Raw genomic sequence first — 15,131 nt, forward strand, 5'->3', positions numbered from 1 at the left:
GCGAGGGGGGTCAGGTCAGCGGGGCGGTTCCGGTAGTTCCTCGCCCGTCTCGAGGAGGGACTTGAGGCTGGAGAGGAGTGCGGGCCAGCCCTCGCTGATCAGGTCGCCGATCATGCCGTCGGGCTCCAGGTCGTCGTGGACGACGGTGAGCTTGACGATGTCCCCGGCCGGCTCGATCGTGAACGTCACCTTCGACCGGCGTTCCTTGGCGAGCCTGCGGTACACCTCCTGGCCGATCCCGACCGCCTCGGCCCACTCCGAGGTGAAGGTGTGCCAGGTGTACGACAGGAGCCGGCCGGGTTCGGCCGCGAGGACGACCTGCTCGGGGTCTGCGGTGCTGCGGCCGCCCTCGTCCCAGACCATCGGCGCGCCGGTGGTCCACTCCGTCTCGAAGGCCACCCCCCAGTACCGGCGGGTGAGCGCCGGATCCGTCAGGGCCTGCCAGAGCTCGTCCGGGGTCGTGCGGAGGTAGGTGGTGTAGACGAACGCTTTGCTGTCCATCGGGGTCTGCTCCCATGCTGGCTCGAGTGCGAGCGTACGACCCCCGGGTCCTCGACGCCCTTCGCGGCGAGGAACCGGCCGACCGTGTCGCGGGTCCCCTGGATCCAGGATTTCGCGGAGTCCGGGGACGCGCACGCGCTCGGGGCACGCGGACGGCGGATAAACGCCACGGGAGGAATCCGTTGAATAGGTGTGGAAGGAACTATTCAACGGACTGCTAGCGTGTCGGGATGTCCCTCAAGCACGCTGTTCTCGCCGCTCTTCTGGAGGGCGAGGCGTCCGGATACGACCTGGCCAAGCTCTTCGACGTGTCCGTCGCCAACTTCTGGGCCGCCACCCCGCAGCAGCTCTACCGCGAGCTGGACCGGCTGGCCGACGCCGGGCTGATCGCCGCCCGCGTCGTGCAGCAGGAGCGACGGCCCAACAAGCGCATGTTCACGCTGACGGACGCGGGCCGGGCGGACCTGGTCGCCTACACGGCCGAGGCGCCCCGGCCGACCGCCATTCGCGACGAGCTGATGGTCCAGGTCCAGGCGTGCGACGAGGGTGACACCGAGGCGATCCGCGGGTTCATCACGGAGCGAATGGAGTGGGCGCGCGGCAAGCTCGCCCGCTACGACCGGACGAGGGAATGGCTGCTCGGCGGCCGGGACGAGGAGACGTATCTGCGCGAGGCGGAGCGGATCGGACCGTACCTCACCCTGATGCGGGGCCGCTCCTTCGAGGAGGAGAACCTGCGCTGGGGCGAGCGGGCCCTGGCCGTCCTGGAACGGCGCAGCGCCGTCCGGCAACCGTGAGAGGCGTCTTCAGGGGTAACGTCACCGGTCGGCGGCCGGAGGGGCCGGTGGCGGACAAGGGGCTGGGCTTGATGAACGTCGGTGACATCGTGGAGGACTTCACCCTTCCGGACGAAACGGGGAAGCCTCGTTCGTTGACGGGCCTGCTCGCCGAGGGGCCGGTCGTCCTCTTCTTCTACCCGGCGGCCCTCACGCCGGGCTGCACGGCCGAGGCGTGCCACTTCCGGGACCTGGCCGGGGAGTTCCGGGCCGCCGGCGCCACGCCGGTCGGCATCAGCGCGGACCTGGTCGAGCGTCAGCAGGAGTTCGCCGACCGGCACTCGCTCGGCTATCCGCTGCTGTCGGACCCGGAGGGCGCGATACGGGACCGCTTCGGGGTGACGCGCGGCTTCTCGCTGGCCCCGACCAAGCGGGTCACGTTCGTGATCGACGAGAACCGCCGGGTCTTGGAGGTCGTCCGCAGCGAACTGCGCATGAGCGCCCACGCGGATCGCGCGCTGGCGGCGCTCCGGGCCCGCACGTCCTGACCTCGGGGCCGTTCCCTCGCTCGGCGCCCTCCCGTCCCGCGAGGGGCGTGGGGCGGGAGGGGCCGAGCTCGGAAGCCGGGGGTGTTCAGCAGCTCATGGCCCAGGTGTGGGAGTCGCCCCGGTCGTTGGCGGCGCCGTTGTAGCCGACCTCCTGACCGGGGGCCAGACAGATGGTCATGGCGCCGCCCTGCCAGGCGTTCTCGTAGACGCGGACGTGGTCCTTGACGCCCGGACCGGTGATCCCGTGGTTGGCCCAGGAGGAGTCGGTGTCGGCGATCCAGCCCTCCCACCAGCCGTCGTCACCGCTCCAGTTGGCCCGCTGACCGCCGAAGTTCGCCTCCTGCCAGACGCAGAAGTGACCGCTCGGGCAGTCGGCCGCCTGGGCGGGGCCCGTCAGGGCCAGCCCGCCGGTCAGGGCGAGCAGAGCCGCGGCGGTGGTGGCGAGAATGCGCTTCATGAGGCGTCTTTGCCTTTCTCTGCGGTGGTGGTGCGGACGGACAGCTCCGCTGCCCGTCGCAGCGCGCGGGTGCGCAGCTGCTGGTAGGTGGCGAGCTGGTCCCGGCGCAGGGTGCGCACCTGTGCCAGCTCGACGGGTTCCAGCCGGGCCCTGACGTCCGCGAGGCCGCTCTCGCGCTCGCAACGGGCGGCGACGGCGGGTTCGGGGCGTGCGGGGCGGGGGCGGCCGGACGGTGCGGCGCACCGGGTCCAGCGGTCGAGCGCGGCGCGGTGTGCCGGATCGGCCTTCATCCGGGCCTGGGCCTCGGTCCGCAGGTTGTCGACGGTCACCTGTGCGCGGAACCAGCGCGCCTGGTCCCCGTAGAGGGTGCTCCTGGCGGTGGCGAGGCAGCCGTCGCTGTGGGCGGTGACGGTCTGGCCGGTGGCGAGGGTGACGGACAGCTCGCGGGGGCCGGTTCCGAAGAGGGCCGCCTGGAGCCGGCTGTCCTCGGCGGGGGTACGTGGCCGGGCCGGCGGCGCGAAGCCCCGGGCGGCGAGGCAGCGCTCGATCACGGAGCGCTCGGCGGTCCTGAGGAGGGTGTCCCGCTCCCTGGCGTCGGTGGGGAGCGAGGGGCCTCCCGTGACGGTGGCGCACCCCGAGAGCAGGAGCACGGCGGCCGCGCTTCCGAGCAGGCGGCGCACCCGCGCGGGCTTGTCGACCATGAACCGTCCCCCCGTGCTCCACACCTGGTCAGCGGGGTCTTCGCCGTGATCGTCGCGCCCCGCGGCGATCTTTGCCCGGCTGGACACGGCGCATGCGGAGCCTCACCCGAAGGGGTTCAAAGAGCCGGAGCGCGCGCCCCTCGCGAGCCCTCCGAGCGCTCCGTGGAGGCTCCGGGACGCCTGGGGGCGTGGGCCACGGAAGGGCGGAAGCCGGGGGCGGCAGTGCGAGGGCGGGAACGACAGAGCCCCGGTAGGACGGGGGATTCCAACCGGGGCCGACTGCCGTGACGCGCGAAGAGCGGTCGCCTCAAGGGGGGACTCGGGGACCGGACCCCTTCGACGTCACATATGGATGAACGGTGAACCTTCTGCCATTGTTCCGAGAACCCCTCATGAACGCTGTGATACGGCTCACCGCGCGCACGCACCCGAGCCGCGCGCCCCAGCCGCAGTTCGGACGGGACTTCCGAACACGCCCTAAGGGCGGTAGACGGTGCCGGGCTCGGCCGTGCCGGGCGCCAGGAGCTGGGGGACGGTCACGAAGGTGAAGCCCCGCTGCTTCAGCTCGTCGATGATCCCGGGTACGGCCGGAACCGTACCGTCGTAGATGTCGTGCAGCAGGATGATGCCGTCGCCCTTGGCGCCGTCGACCGTCCGCTGACGTATGAGCGCCGAATCGGTCGTGGCGTAGTCCTTGGCCGTGACGCTCCACAGGATCTGCGCGAGGCCCAGTTCGCGGCTGACCTCGGAGACCGTGTCGTCGGTGCGCCCCTGCGGCGGCCGCATCAGGGTGGGCTTGCGGCCGGTGATCTTCTCTATGGCGTTCTGGGTGCGGGAGAGTTCGTCCCGGACCTGGTCGGCGTCCAGGTCGGTGAGGATGCGGTGGGTCCAGGTGTGGTTGGCGACCTCGTGGCCCTCGTCCGCGATGCGCTTGACGACCTCGGGATAGCGGTCGACGTGCTTCTTGCCGAGCAGGAAGAAAGTCGCCGGCACCTTCTTCTCGCGGAGTATGTCGAGCAGGTGCGGGGTGTCCTTGCCCGGACCCGCGTCGAAGGTGAGGGCGATGCACTTCACCTTGCCGCAGTCGACCGCGCCGCCGTCGCCCGCCGCTCCGCCCTTGCCGTCCGCGGGGGCGGCCTCGCCCCGGGCATCGCCCGGCGTCACCGTGTCCACCCCGCAACCGGCGATCGTGAGCATCAGCGAGGCCGCCGCGAGAACCGCGACGGCCGGCCCCCGGCGCCTGCCCGGCTTCCTTCCCAACATGTGCAACCCGCTTCCCCGTGTCGATGTGATCGGTCACCCACTCCCGCCTGGTCAGGGGCGGTTCCGAGGGGTTCGCCGAGCACTCTACACAGGATGTATACACGGGGTGCATAGGGGGGTGGCCGGGGGCGCGGTGCCGGTGCGACAGAGGTGCGGGCGTACGGGGAGGGGGCGCGTCGCGGGGAGGGCGCGCGGAGAGAGGCGCGGGAGGCGGGGCGTACGGAGAAGGGGGAGAAGGGGCGTACGGGAGAAGGGGCCGGGACGCTCGGAGGCCGGCCCCGGGCGGCGCCCGTCCGCTCCGCCCGGAGGTACGTGGCCCGGCTCGAAAGGGCCGGTGGGTCAGCCGGTCGACGGGTCAGGCGGTGGGGTCCGCCTGACCGGTCGAGGGGTCAGCGCGGGGCGAGGAGGAGCCGGGCCTCGGTCTCCTGGTCGCCCGAGACCGAGTGCGCCGACTTGACGTCGAAGCCCGCGGCGAGGGTCTTCTGTACCTCGTCGACGGCGTGATAGCCGCCCGACAGCACCGCCTCGACCATGCCCGTCAGCGGGGCCGGCCGGGTCTCCTCACGGCGCCCGGCCGCGGTGTCGAAGGTGGCCGTCCAGACCGTGGGTTCGGGGGCCGTCGCCGCGGCCGGTCCGGGTGCGGTCATGTCCTCGAGGGCGTAGACGCCGTCAAGGACGCGGAAGACGGCCTGGGCGTCCTCCCGTGAGCAGTCGCTCAGCTGCACGGTGACGTCGGTGTCGATGTGAGTGTCGTACACGTCGCTCATCTCCTCGCGCCCCGACGGATCGCTCGTCGTGCCTCGACTCCAGCATCCCTCGCGCCCGCCCTTCCCGCGAGGCCCGGCCTCCGGGGTGCCGGGCGGAACGGCCCGGCGGGAACGGGCCGGCGGCGGGAGCGGACCGCCGACGGGAGCGGGCTTGCAGCGGGGAGCGGTTTGCGGCGGGGCTCAGCCCTCGACGCCCGTGGCACCGTGCGACGCGCCGACCGGCTTGGACTCCGGGGAACCGCGCTGGCGGAGGAACACGGCGAAGATCGCCATCGAGCCGACCGCGATCAGCTCGGACTGCCAGTTCTGCAACGTTCGGCTCCAGAAGTCCGGCGCGCCCAGGTACTCCGACCACGTCAGCGGGTCCTGGAGGGAGGCCAACCGCTCCTCGCTCTCGGCCGCGGCACCGGCGACCGACTGGGCGAACCAGGAGCCGAGGAAGATCAGGAGCATCAGCGCGCCGAGCGACCTGGAGTACAGAGTCTGGCGCAGCCCGCCGGCCGCGGCCCAGTGCGGTGAGTCCGCCTCGGCGTGGACGCCGGCGCGCTGGTCCCGGTCGGACTCCGTTCCCGCCTTGTGAAGCTCCTTGGACTCGGGGGAACCGCGCTGCAGCAGCCAGACGGTCAGCACGATGAAGAGGAAGAACTGCAGGTACTCCGACTGCCAGTTCTCCGTCACGTTCACGGCGAAGTGGGCGGTGGTGAGGTAGGCGCCGAACCCGGCCGTCGAGAGCCCCTCGGCGCGCAGCTCCTCGTTGTACTCCGCCTGGCCGGCCAGCGCCTGGCCGAGCAGCGCGAGGAGGAACCCGATGCCGAAGACGAGGGAGATGCCGTTGTCGCGCAGGAATCGTGCCGTACGGCTCATCCGTGCATCGCCCCCACCGCGGTGAAGTAGACGAGGCCGCCGATCAGGGCCAGCACGTACAGCAGGAACATCACGCGCATGACGGGTCAGTCCCCCTTCACTTCGCAGTCGTACGGGCGGTCGGTCCGCGGTGTGCAGCCCGCGGCGACGACCCGCCAGCCCTCGGTGGAGAGGGCGAGGAAGTAGGTGTCACCGTCCAGGGTCACCTGGGCGTGCCGGCCATAGACGGCGGTGGATCGGACGGATCCGGCGAACGGCAGACCGGCCTCGGTCAGACCGGCGGCGCACGTTGGCCCGGGCGTGCCGGCGAGCTCATCCCGGACCGTCGGCGCGAGCAGCGCGCAGGCGGCGCTCATGTCCCGCGCGGCGGCCCGGGCGGAGAAACGCTCCGCCGTCGCGGCGACCGTGTCGGCCCGGTCCTGCGGGACAGAACAGCCGGCCAGCACCGTCACAGCCAGGGCGGGCACGAGGAGGGCGGCGGCCCTCCGCGCCCTCATTGTTCCGCCCCGCGGGGGTTGAGAGCCGGTGCGGGCGGTTAGTCGCGGCACAGGAGCGAAAACGGGAGGTCCCGTGTCCAGCCGGTCGGATCCAGCACAGACGGGCGGGGGGGACGGGCTGGTCAGGGGCCGTCGCGAGACGCCCGAGCAGCGCGCCGACCGGCAGTGGGGCGAGCTGATGCAGGAGATCCGGGTGGCCCAGACCGGCGTCCAGATCCTCTTCGGCTTTCTGCTCACCGTCGTCTTCACCGCCCGCTTCCCGGACCTCTCCGCTTCCGACCGGATGATCTACATCATCACCGTGTCCCTGGGCGCGGCGGCGACCGGCGCGCTCATCGGTCCGGTGTCGTTCCACCGTCTGGTGGCAGGGCGGCGCATCAAGCCGCAGGCGGTGGAGTGGGCCTCGCGCCTGACCGCCATCGGGCTGCTCCTGCTCCTCGCCACCCTCGCTTCGGCCCTGACACTGATCCTGCGGGTGGCGACCGGGGCGGACTACGTCCCGTGGCTGGTCGGAGGCCTGGTCGCCTGGTACCTGCTGAGCTGGTACGTGCTGCCGCTCTGGGTACGCCGTCGGTACACCAACGGCGACAACGGCGACAACGCCGGTGCCCGCGCCGGCCGTACTGACCGCGACCGTGCTGACCAGGGTGACGGCGGAAGCCGCAGGTCCGGGCTCGCGGGCGTCGGGAAGCGCGGGAGGTCCGGGGGTGAGGGGGGCGGTGCGGGGCCCCGGGTCAACCGGCGCCGGTGACCTGTTCGATCGTGTCGGCCTGGGAGGCCGGCTTGTCGGGCCGGTGGCGCAGGACCCGCGCGAAGCGCAGGGTCACCCCGGCCGGGTAGCGGGTGGAGCGCTGCAGTCCGTCGTAGGCGATCTCCACGACCAGTTCGGGCCGCACGCGCACGGTGAAGCCGTCGTCCTCGACGGCGATGTCGCGCAGGATCTCGGTCTGCCGGCGGAGCATCTCGTCGGTGAGGCCCTTGAAGGTCTTGCCGAGCATCACGAACGTGCCGTCGGCGGCCCGGGCCCCGAGATGGAGGTTGGAGAGCAGCCCGGTGCGTCGCCCGTGTCCCCACTCGGCGGCGAGGACGACGAGGTCGAGGGTGTGAACGGGCTTGACCTTCAACCACGTGCGGCCGCGGCGCCCGGCCACATAGGGCGCGTCGAGGGCTTTCACGAGCACGCCTTCGTGGCCGCGGTCCAGCGTCTCGGTGAAGAACCGTTCGGCCTCCTCGACACGGTCGGCGGCGGCCGGGTCGTCCACGACGGTGCGGCGGACCCGCAGCGGCTCGGGGAGCAGCCGGGTGAGGACCCGGTGGCGTTCGTGGCCGGGGTGGTCGATGAGGACCTCGCCGTCGGCGGCGAGGACGTCGAAGAAGACGGGCGACAGAGGGAGGGTGGCGTGGGCGGTCGCGACGTCGACACGGGAGCCGACCCGGGAGGCGATGTCCTGGAAGGCCATGGGGCGGCCGGTGGCGGGGTCGAGCGCGATGACCTCACCGTCCAGGATGAAGGAGTCTGCGGTCGTCCGGTGGGCCTGCGCGACGACTTCGGGCAGCCGGTCGGTGATGTCGTCCAGGGAACGGGTGAAGATCCGGACGTCGTCGCCCTGGCGGTGCACCTGGATCCGGATGCCGTCGAGCTTCTCCTCGACCACGCAGGGGCCGAGCGCGGCGACGGCCTCGGTGACGGAGGCGGCGGTGTGGGCGAGCATCGGCTGGACCGGGACGCCGACCCGCAGGGCGAAGGCTTCCAGCGCGGCGGGACCTTCGGCGAGAACGGCCCGCGCCACGCGGGGCAGGGACCCTTCGAGCATCACGGCGCGGCGGAGGTCGGCCGCGGGAACGGTCGCGGCGCGAGCGACGCCTTCGAGCGCGATGGCGTCGAGAGCGCCCTGGCGCACCTCGCCGGAGAGCAGCCGGAGCAGGAACTCCTGCTCGGGCAGGGTCGCGGCGGCCATCAGCTCGTGGACGAGACCGGCCCGTCGCGCCTGTGACCCGGCTCCGGAGACGGCGGCGAGAGCGGCCATGACGGCGTCGGTGCCGGCGAGCGTGAGGGCGGGCTCGCGGGCCGGCTCCACGGCGGGCGGGGCCGCGTCCTTCAGCACGCTCCAGCCCACGCCGATACGGCCCTGCGGGAGCCGCCCGGAGAGATACGCGATGACGAGCGGGCTCTCCTCGGGGACGGCCTCGGAGAACAGCTCGGCCAGGACGGCGATCTTCCGTGACCGGGCGGAGGTGGCGGCCACCTGGTGGGAGGCTTCGGCGAGTCGGGCCAGCAGCATGCGGTCATCGTGCCCGCGCGAGGGCGCCCCCGCACCTCGGACTTTCCCTCGATCACGTCTCGCCCCCCACCCGCCCCTCGGCCGTCGGCCGGTCCGCCCGCGCACCCGCACCCGCACGGCCTTCCGTCCCCGGCCGACTTGCATCCGCACCCCCTCCCCCTTCCGTCCCCGGCCGGTCCGCCGCCGCACCGGGCCGCGCCAGGGCCGCGCGGCCGGGTCCTCCGCTCGCTCGGATCTCCTTCCGCCGGCGAAGGCGGTCGAGCAGCCCGCGGGCGGTCCGTCGCCGGGCCGGCCGCGGGAGCACCGCCGTGCGTGGGGGCGCCGCCGCCGGAAGTTCGGGGGTCACAGCCGGATCCTCGGGGAGCGCCGTCAGGCGGGGTGGCAGAGCGACGGGCGGGAACGCCGGGACGGGGCGCGCTCCGCCGTCGGGGCGCGGGGCGGGCCGCTCCTCGCGGGCCGCGTCGAGGGCGAGGATCAGGCTCAGGCGGTGCCAGAGGATCTCGTCCGGGTCGTCCGCGAGGAGCAGCCGGTCGGTGATCTCGACGGCGGCGGCGGAGTCGGTGCGTCCGGACGGCGGCTCCGGGCGCAGCCTGTCCAGATACGCGCGTTCGTAGGGGTCGTCGACGACCTCGGCGAGCTGGACCGGATCGAGGAGCGAGGCGATGGCCGCCGCCCGCTGCCACGGGTCCTCGGTCGCCCGCAGGAGCAGGCCGAGCCGCCTGGCACGCCAGTTCCGCGGCCGGTGGTCGTCTCCCGCGTCGAGCTTCTCGCGGACGGGGCGCGGCAGCCTGCCGGTCAGCAGGTCCGGACGTGCCCGTGCGAACTCGCCGAGTTCACCGGCGAGGTAGAGCCACACCACCGCCCGATAGCGGTTCAGATAGAACCGCACCGGGCTGACGTGCCCGGTCCTGGCGAGCTTGGTGAAGCGGTCCGGGGTCACCGACAGCAGTTCGGCCGCCTCCGTCGTACCGACCGCGCGGACGCGCTCGCGCAGGCCGTCCGGGAAGTCCGGTGCGGCGCGGAGCCGGTCGATCTCCTGCCGGTCCCCGCGCCGCCGCGCGCCGCCGGCGGCCAAGGCACCGCGCGTACCCCGCGTGCCGTTCGCACCGCCGCGTCCCGGAGCGCCGGATGCCGCGCCCGGCACCGTGCGGACCAGGCCGAGCTGCACGGCGAGGCGGAACTCCTCGCGCCGCAGTTCCAGCTCCTGCGCGGCCCGCCCCAGCGCGAGCGTGCGCGCGCTCTCCTCCAGCGTCATGACGATCTCCCCCGTGAGTGACGAATACTCTCGGTGACGACCGTAGCTCCTATTGACCGACGTCGCTCGGGCCTGTGGATAACCCTGGCCCCGGCGCCTTCCCGGCCCGAAGCGGTCACAGGTCAGAGTTCGGCGTAGCCCGTCCTGCCCGGTTGCCGCGCCGCGACGGCGAGGTGCTCCCCTACACGGTTGACCAGCAGCGTCATCTCGTAGGCCACCTGCCCGACATCGGCCTCCGCCGCGCTGAGCACGCACAGGCAGCTGCCCTCGCCGGCGGCCGTCACGAAGAGCAGCGCGTCGTCGAACTCCACCATCGTCTGCCGGGCCCGCCCCGCCTTGAAGTGGCGGCCCGAGCCCCGGGCCAGGCTGTGCAGGCCCGAGGAGACCGCGGCCAGGTGCTCGGCGTCCTCCCGCTCCAGTTCACTGCTGGCCCCCGTCACCAGCCCGTCGTTCGACAGGACCAGCGCGTGCCGTATGGACCCGACCCGCCGGGTCAGGTCGTCCAAGAGCCAGTCCAGTCCCTTGTCGAGCGCCATCGTTCGGTCCTCCCCCTGTGTGCGCGTCCCCGTCGACCCGTAGTCCCCGTGGTCCGCGTGTCGCGAGCAAGCCTTACGCACTGTCGTGGACAGGGCAAGCACCCCCGGCGGCCTCGTGTGCCGGGGAGGACTTGCTCAGCCGGCTGACTTCCTCAGCCGGCCTCCTTCCCCAACCAGCCGCCTTCTTCAGCCGACGGAATCGAGGAGCCGTGCGGTATGCATCCGCCCCGCGTACTCGACCAGCCGGATCAGCACCTCCTTGCCCGAATCCCGGTCCCGCGCGTCGCACAGGACCACGGGGGTGCCCCGGTCGAGGTCGAGCGCCCGGGAGACCTCGTGGGCGCCGTAGTTGCGGGCGCCGACGAAGCAGTTGACGGCGACCACGAACGGGATCTTGCGGTGCTCGAAGTAGTCCACGGCCGGGAAACAGTCCTCCAGGCGCCGGGTGTCGGCGAGCACGACCGCCCCGAGCGCGCCCTGGGACAGCTCGTCCCAGAGGAACCAGAACCGGTCCTGCCCCGGCGTGCCGAAGAGGTACAGCGACAGCCCGGACCGGATCGTGATCCGGCCGAAGTCCATCGCCACGGTCGTGGTGGTCTTCTGGTCGACACCTCCCGTGTCGTCCACGGACTCCCCGGCCCTGCTGAGCCGTTCCTCCGTCCGCAGGGGGCGGATCTCGCTGACCGCGCCCACCAGGGTCGTCTTGCCGACGCCGAATCCGCCGGCGACCAGGATCTTCAGCGCGAGGGCCGTGCTGTCCACGCCGTCGTCCTCGCCGGTGCTGTCAGAGCGCTCGTAGGCCATCGATGACTTCCCTCAGGATCCGTTCGTCGGGCAGCTGTGCGGGCGGTACGGGCCTGCTGACCTTGACGAAGCCCGCTTCGAGGAGGTCGCCGAGGAGGACCCGGACCACGCCGACGGGCAGGTCGGCGTCGGCGGCGAGTTCCGCCACGGACTGGGTCTCGGACCGGCACAGGGAGAGCAGGGCCCGGTGTTCGGGGCCGAGGAGGGATTCCTCGGCCCGGCCGGGAGGATCGTCGTCGACGACGACCAGCGCGATGAGGTCGAACCGGACGTTGCTGGGGCCCGGCTTGGTGCGCCCGCCGGTCATGGCGTACGGCCGTACGAGCGGCCCGGCGTCGGCGTCGTACCAGTGACTGCCCGGCGCCCCCGCCCCGTCGCCGAACCCGGGCCGGTGTCCGGGGCCGGGGGCCTCGCCGGTGCTGTCCTCGTTCATGGGTTTCTCCGGGTCAGCCGGCGGCCGGTGGGGTCACGGTGAGCCGCGGCGGGGTGTGCAGGTGCTCGCCGACCCGTTTGACCAGACGCGCCATCTCGTAGGCGATGAGGCCGATGTCGGCGCTCACCGAGCTGAGGACGGCCAGGCACGAACCGTCCCCCGCCGCGGCCACGAAGAGGAAGCCGTCGTCCATCTCGACCATGGTCTGGCGCACGCCGCCGGTGTGGAAGTGCCGGCCGGCACCCTTGGCCAGGCTGTTGAATCCGGAGGCGATGGCGGCGAGGTGCTCCGCGTCCTCCCTGCTGAGGCCGCTGGAGGAGCCGACGGCGAGCCCGTCGTTGGACAGCACGACCGTGTGGCGGACCTCGCGGACCCGGACGACGAGGTCGTCGAGGAGCCAGTCGAGTTCGCCGGAGCGATGGTGGGAGATCCTCTCGTGGTCGATCATTCCTGGTCTCCTTCTCTGCCGAAGCCGTTTCCGAGGGGGCGTCTGGTGCCGGGGGCCTCGCCGCCGCCGCGCGTCCATCCGTCGCGGTAGGCGGTCATGCGGTCCCTGACGTGTTCGGGGGTGCGTTCGTGTTTGCCCTGGACGGTCGGGGCGGGGAAGGGGTCCGCCGCGGGCGCCTCGCGCAGCTGGGGGGCGAGGCTCGCCTGGCGGACCCTGCGGGGCAGGTCGCCCGATTCGCTCCGGGGGCCGGCCTCGGGCGGAGGCGGCGGGGTCTGCGGGGCCGCCGGCGCGGGTGCCTGCCGGGTCGGCGGCCCGGTCTGCGGCGGGGCCGGCTGCGAGGTCGGCTGGGACGGGGTCACGGACATCTCCTGGGCGGCGGAACGGCCCCGCAGGCGCAGGGCGGTGACACCCGCCGTCGGCGTGCGCGAGGAGTCGGCGTCGGGGGCTCGCCGTGGGTCGGCGCCGGGGGCTCGTGCGGGATCGGCGGCGGGCGTGTCCGGCCGGGGGGCGAGAGCGGGGATGCGCGGCGGACGGTGGGACGGCGGGGGCGGGACGGCGGTGACGGCGGGAGCCCACGGCGTCGCCGCCGGGCCCGGAGAACGGTCCGCCGCCTCGGAGCCGCTGGGCTCGGGGCCGGCCGTCCGCTCCCCCGTGCCGGGCGGGAGGGCGCCCTGCAGGAGGTCGGTCGGCAGCAGGACGACCGCCGTCGTGCCCCCGTACGGCGAGGTCCGCAGGTGGACCTTGATGTCGTGGCGGGAGGAGAGCCGGCTGACGACGAACAGGCCGAGCCGGTCGCTGTCGAACAGGTCGAGCGCTTCGGACTGTTCGATCCGGGTGTTGGCCTCGGCGAGCGATTCCTTGCCCATGCCGAGGCCCCGGTCCTCGATCTCGAGGGCGTAGCCGTTGCCGACCGGTTCGCCGCTGATCCGCACCTTGGTGTGGGGCGGGGAGAACTGGGCGGCGTTCTCGATGAGTTCGGCGAGGAGGTGGGTGAGGTCGGCGACGGCGCCGCCGACGACGGCCGTCTCGGGGAGCCGGCGCACCTCCACGCGCGCGTAGTCCTCGATCTCGGAGACGGCGGCGCGTACGACGTTGGTGAGCGGGACCGGCATCCGCCAGGCGCGGCCGGGGGCGGCGCCGGAGAGGATGATGAGGCTCTCGGCGTGCCGGCGCATCCGGGTGGTGAGGTGGTCGAGCCGGAAGAGGTCGCCGAGTTCGTTCGGGTCGTCGGCCCGGCGTTCCATGCTGTCCAGGAGGTTGAGCTGGCGGTGGACCAGGACCTGGCTGCGGCGGGCGAGGTTGACGAAGACGCCGGAGATCCCGCTGGCGAGTTCGGCGCGTTCGACGGCGGCGGAGAGCGCGGCCCGGTGGACGGTGGTCAGTGCCTCGCCGACCTGGCCGATCTCGTCCTGGGGGACGGCTCCGGGCGCGGCTTCGGCCTGGACGTCGATCTCCTCTCCGGCGCGCAGCCGGCGCATGGCGGCGGGGAGTTTACGCCGGGCGATCTCCAGAGCGGTGTTGCGCAGGCTGATCAGTTCGATGACCAGGGCGCGTCCGATGCGTACGGAGATGACGAGGGAGGCGGCGACCGCGCCGAGGCCGAGCAGGACCGCGGCGCCGCCGGCCGTGAGGGCGCCGCCGGTGAACGGGTCGGTGCGGTCGGCGGCGCCCCGGCGGGCGTCGGTCTCGATCTGGGCGAGTCCGGTGCGTACGACGGCCACCGCGTCGTCCCAGGTGGCGGCGGGCACGGCTTGGGCGGCCTTGCGTCCCGGGGCGGCGGCGCGGACGCGGTCCTCGGCCGCGACGAGCTGCTGGTGGCCGCGCTGGGCGGCGAGCGCCTGCCAGGCGTCGCGCTCGGGGCCGCGGAGATCGGCGGTGGCGGACTCGACGAGGGTGCGGCGGGTGTCGACCGCGCCGGCGAACCGCTGGAGCCGTCCGGCGGGCATCTCTCCGTCGAGATGGGCGGAGCCGAGCAGCGCGTCCTCACGGGCCAGCATCTCGCCCGCCCGGCCGAATTCCAGGAGCACGCGCGCGTCGGATCCGATTTCGGCGTCCTGGATGCCGCTCAGGGCGCCGCCGACGGCGAAGGCCGCGGAGATCGCCGCGGTGTACTCGTCGTACGTCCGGTCCCAGTCGGCGCGGCCCGCGCCCGCGGTGGTACGGGACTGTCCGAGACCTTCGGCCCGGGTGACGAATCGGCCGATGCGGTCGGCGACCTCGCGGGGCAGGTCTCCGGTGTTGCCGACGGTGGGGCCACCGTCCAGACGGAGCCGGGCGACGGCGGCGTCGGTGCGTCCGGCGCTCTCCTCCAGCTCCGTGGCGCGTCCGGTGCCGGGCGCGGCGATCTGCCGGAGCGCGGCCCGGCGTTCGGCCTGGAGGGCGGTGACGGCGGCGGCGACGGGTTCGCGGATCTCGGCGTCGACCCGCTGGAGCTGGCGCAGCCGGGCGATGTCCTGGGCGGTGGTGACGGTGGCGAACCCCCAGAGGGCGAGCAGCGACACGACGGGCACCATCAGGAGCGAGACGATCTTCGCGCGGACGGTGCGGGGGCGCAGACCGAGCCGTCGGCGCCGGGTCCGCGCCTCCGGCGGCCCGGGCGGTCCCTGCGCGGCGGACGGCCGTTCGCCGGAGGTCCGCGCGGCTCGCTCCGGCGCGTGCGGCGGGCGCCCCGGCTGCTCCGGAGCGGGCGGGGCGGCGTGCGCGCGCCGTCCACGCGGGGCTCCCGGGCGCGGCTTCGCCGTCGCGTCGGTGTCCTGGGTCCTGCGGGGAGTTCGCATGGCCTCCTCGTTCCGGCTGCGTCTTCCTGGTGGTGCGGTGCGGTGCGCGTGCGGGGTGTGTGCGGGGTGCGGTAGGTGCTAGGTGGTGCGGTAGGCGAAGGCGCCCCTGGCATGCGGGGTGCGGTGGGTCGTGCGCGGTGCGGTACGGGGGTGCGGGGTGTGCGCCGGGCGCCCGGTAGTGCGGGGGCGTGCCGGGGGGTGCGCCCGGCGTGCGGAGTGCCG

At 73.5% G+C, this 15,131-nt stretch carries 16 protein-coding genes and 1 pseudogene; 3 read left to right on the forward strand and 14 right to left on the reverse strand.

Going from position 1 to position 15,131, the window contains the following annotated elements; translation table 11 throughout:
• Positions 1-15 precede the first annotated feature (15 nt).
• A complete protein-coding gene (locus ACFZBD_RS01510; protein ID WP_391133488.1) occupies positions 16-501 on the reverse strand; it encodes an SRPBCC domain-containing protein in 486 nt (161 codons plus the stop codon).
• 230 nt (positions 502-731) lie between these two features.
• Here ACFZBD_RS01510 and ACFZBD_RS01515 point away from each other — a divergent pair, with 230 nt between their 5' ends.
• Together ACFZBD_RS01515 and ACFZBD_RS01520 are read left to right on the forward strand one after the other, a co-directional pair.
• Complete coding sequence (locus ACFZBD_RS01515; protein WP_391133491.1) at positions 732-1,298, forward strand: helix-turn-helix transcriptional regulator; 567 nt, start codon at positions 732-734, stop codon at positions 1,296-1,298.
• A 71-nt stretch (positions 1,299-1,369) separates the two neighbouring features.
• Complete coding sequence (locus ACFZBD_RS01520) at positions 1,370-1,825, forward strand: redoxin domain-containing protein (protein ID WP_391133495.1); 456 nt, start codon at positions 1,370-1,372, stop codon at positions 1,823-1,825.
• A gap of 85 nt (positions 1,826-1,910) precedes the next feature.
• On the opposite strand, the gene ACFZBD_RS01525 is transcribed toward ACFZBD_RS01520, so the two are convergent.
• The 6 genes from ACFZBD_RS01525 to ACFZBD_RS01550 all read right to left on the reverse strand — a co-directional run bounded on the left by ACFZBD_RS01525 (position 1,911) and on the right by ACFZBD_RS01550 (position 6,374).
• Complete coding sequence (locus ACFZBD_RS01525; protein WP_391133498.1) at positions 1,911-2,282, reverse strand: peptidase inhibitor family I36 protein; 372 nt, start codon at positions 2,280-2,282, stop codon at positions 1,911-1,913.
• The gene (locus ACFZBD_RS01530) at positions 2,279-2,983 is read right to left on the reverse strand and encodes a hypothetical protein (RefSeq protein WP_391133500.1); all 705 of its coding nucleotides are present in this window, start codon (positions 2,981-2,983) and stop codon (positions 2,279-2,281) included. Before ACFZBD_RS01530 ends, ACFZBD_RS01525 begins: the two co-directional genes overlap by 4 nt.
• A gap of 477 nt (positions 2,984-3,460) precedes the next feature.
• A complete protein-coding gene (locus tag ACFZBD_RS01535) occupies positions 3,461-4,246 on the reverse strand; it encodes a polysaccharide deacetylase family protein (protein WP_391133503.1) in 786 nt (261 codons plus the stop codon).
• 389 nt (positions 4,247-4,635) lie between these two features.
• Positions 4,636-5,013 (reverse strand): hypothetical protein, encoded by a 378-nt coding sequence (locus ACFZBD_RS01540; RefSeq protein WP_391133506.1) that lies wholly within the window; start codon positions 5,011-5,013, stop codon positions 4,636-4,638.
• Between the two features lie 180 nt (positions 5,014-5,193).
• Positions 5,194-5,877 (reverse strand): DUF6766 family protein, encoded by a 684-nt coding sequence (locus ACFZBD_RS01545; protein WP_391133509.1) that lies wholly within the window; start codon positions 5,875-5,877, stop codon positions 5,194-5,196.
• Between the two features lie 86 nt (positions 5,878-5,963).
• The gene (locus tag ACFZBD_RS01550) at positions 5,964-6,374 is read right to left on the reverse strand and encodes a hypothetical protein (RefSeq protein ID WP_391133512.1); all 411 of its coding nucleotides are present in this window, start codon (positions 6,372-6,374) and stop codon (positions 5,964-5,966) included.
• Between the two features lie 73 nt (positions 6,375-6,447).
• On the opposite strand from ACFZBD_RS01550, the pseudogene ACFZBD_RS01555 reads away from it, so the two are divergent.
• A pseudogene (locus ACFZBD_RS01555) lies at positions 6,448-6,957 on the forward strand (DUF6328 family protein); the annotation flags it as partial.
• Positions 6,958-7,108: 151 nt separating this feature from the next.
• Here the strand turns inward: ACFZBD_RS01555 and ACFZBD_RS01560 are convergent.
• From ACFZBD_RS01560 to ACFZBD_RS01590, 7 genes are all read right to left on the reverse strand, one after another.
• Positions 7,109-8,656 (reverse strand): ATP-dependent DNA ligase, encoded by a 1,548-nt coding sequence (locus ACFZBD_RS01560; RefSeq protein ID WP_391133515.1) that lies wholly within the window; start codon positions 8,654-8,656, stop codon positions 7,109-7,111.
• 52 nt (positions 8,657-8,708) lie between these two features.
• Positions 8,709-9,911 carry a DUF6397 family protein gene (locus ACFZBD_RS01565; RefSeq protein ID WP_391133518.1) on the reverse strand — a complete coding sequence of 401 codons (1,203 nt, stop codon included), beginning with the start codon at positions 9,909-9,911 and terminating at the stop codon, positions 8,709-8,711.
• A 122-nt stretch (positions 9,912-10,033) separates the two neighbouring features.
• Positions 10,034-10,447, reverse strand: coding sequence for a roadblock/LC7 domain-containing protein (locus tag ACFZBD_RS01570; RefSeq protein WP_391133521.1), 414 nt, complete (start codon positions 10,445-10,447; stop codon positions 10,034-10,036).
• Positions 10,448-10,633: 186 nt separating this feature from the next.
• A complete protein-coding gene (locus tag ACFZBD_RS01575; protein WP_391133524.1) occupies positions 10,634-11,251 on the reverse strand; it encodes an ATP/GTP-binding protein in 618 nt (205 codons plus the stop codon).
• A complete protein-coding gene (locus ACFZBD_RS01580) occupies positions 11,232-11,684 on the reverse strand; it encodes a DUF742 domain-containing protein (RefSeq protein ID WP_391133527.1) in 453 nt (150 codons plus the stop codon). Before ACFZBD_RS01580 ends, ACFZBD_RS01575 begins: the two co-directional genes overlap by 20 nt.
• A 13-nt stretch (positions 11,685-11,697) precedes the next feature.
• The gene (locus ACFZBD_RS01585; protein ID WP_391133530.1) at positions 11,698-12,132 is read right to left on the reverse strand and encodes a roadblock/LC7 domain-containing protein; all 435 of its coding nucleotides are present in this window, start codon (positions 12,130-12,132) and stop codon (positions 11,698-11,700) included.
• Entirely contained in the window at positions 12,129-14,909 is a 2,781-nt protein-coding gene (locus ACFZBD_RS01590; protein WP_391133533.1) for a nitrate- and nitrite sensing domain-containing protein, read from the reverse strand. The genes ACFZBD_RS01585 and ACFZBD_RS01590 overlap by 4 nt, the downstream gene beginning before the upstream one ends.
• Positions 14,910-15,131 lie beyond the last annotated feature (222 nt).

The sequence above is a fragment of the Streptomyces sp. NPDC008121 genome, from assembly GCF_042957155.1.
In the GTDB taxonomy this organism is placed as follows: Bacteria; Actinomycetota; Actinomycetes; order Streptomycetales; family Streptomycetaceae; genus Streptomyces.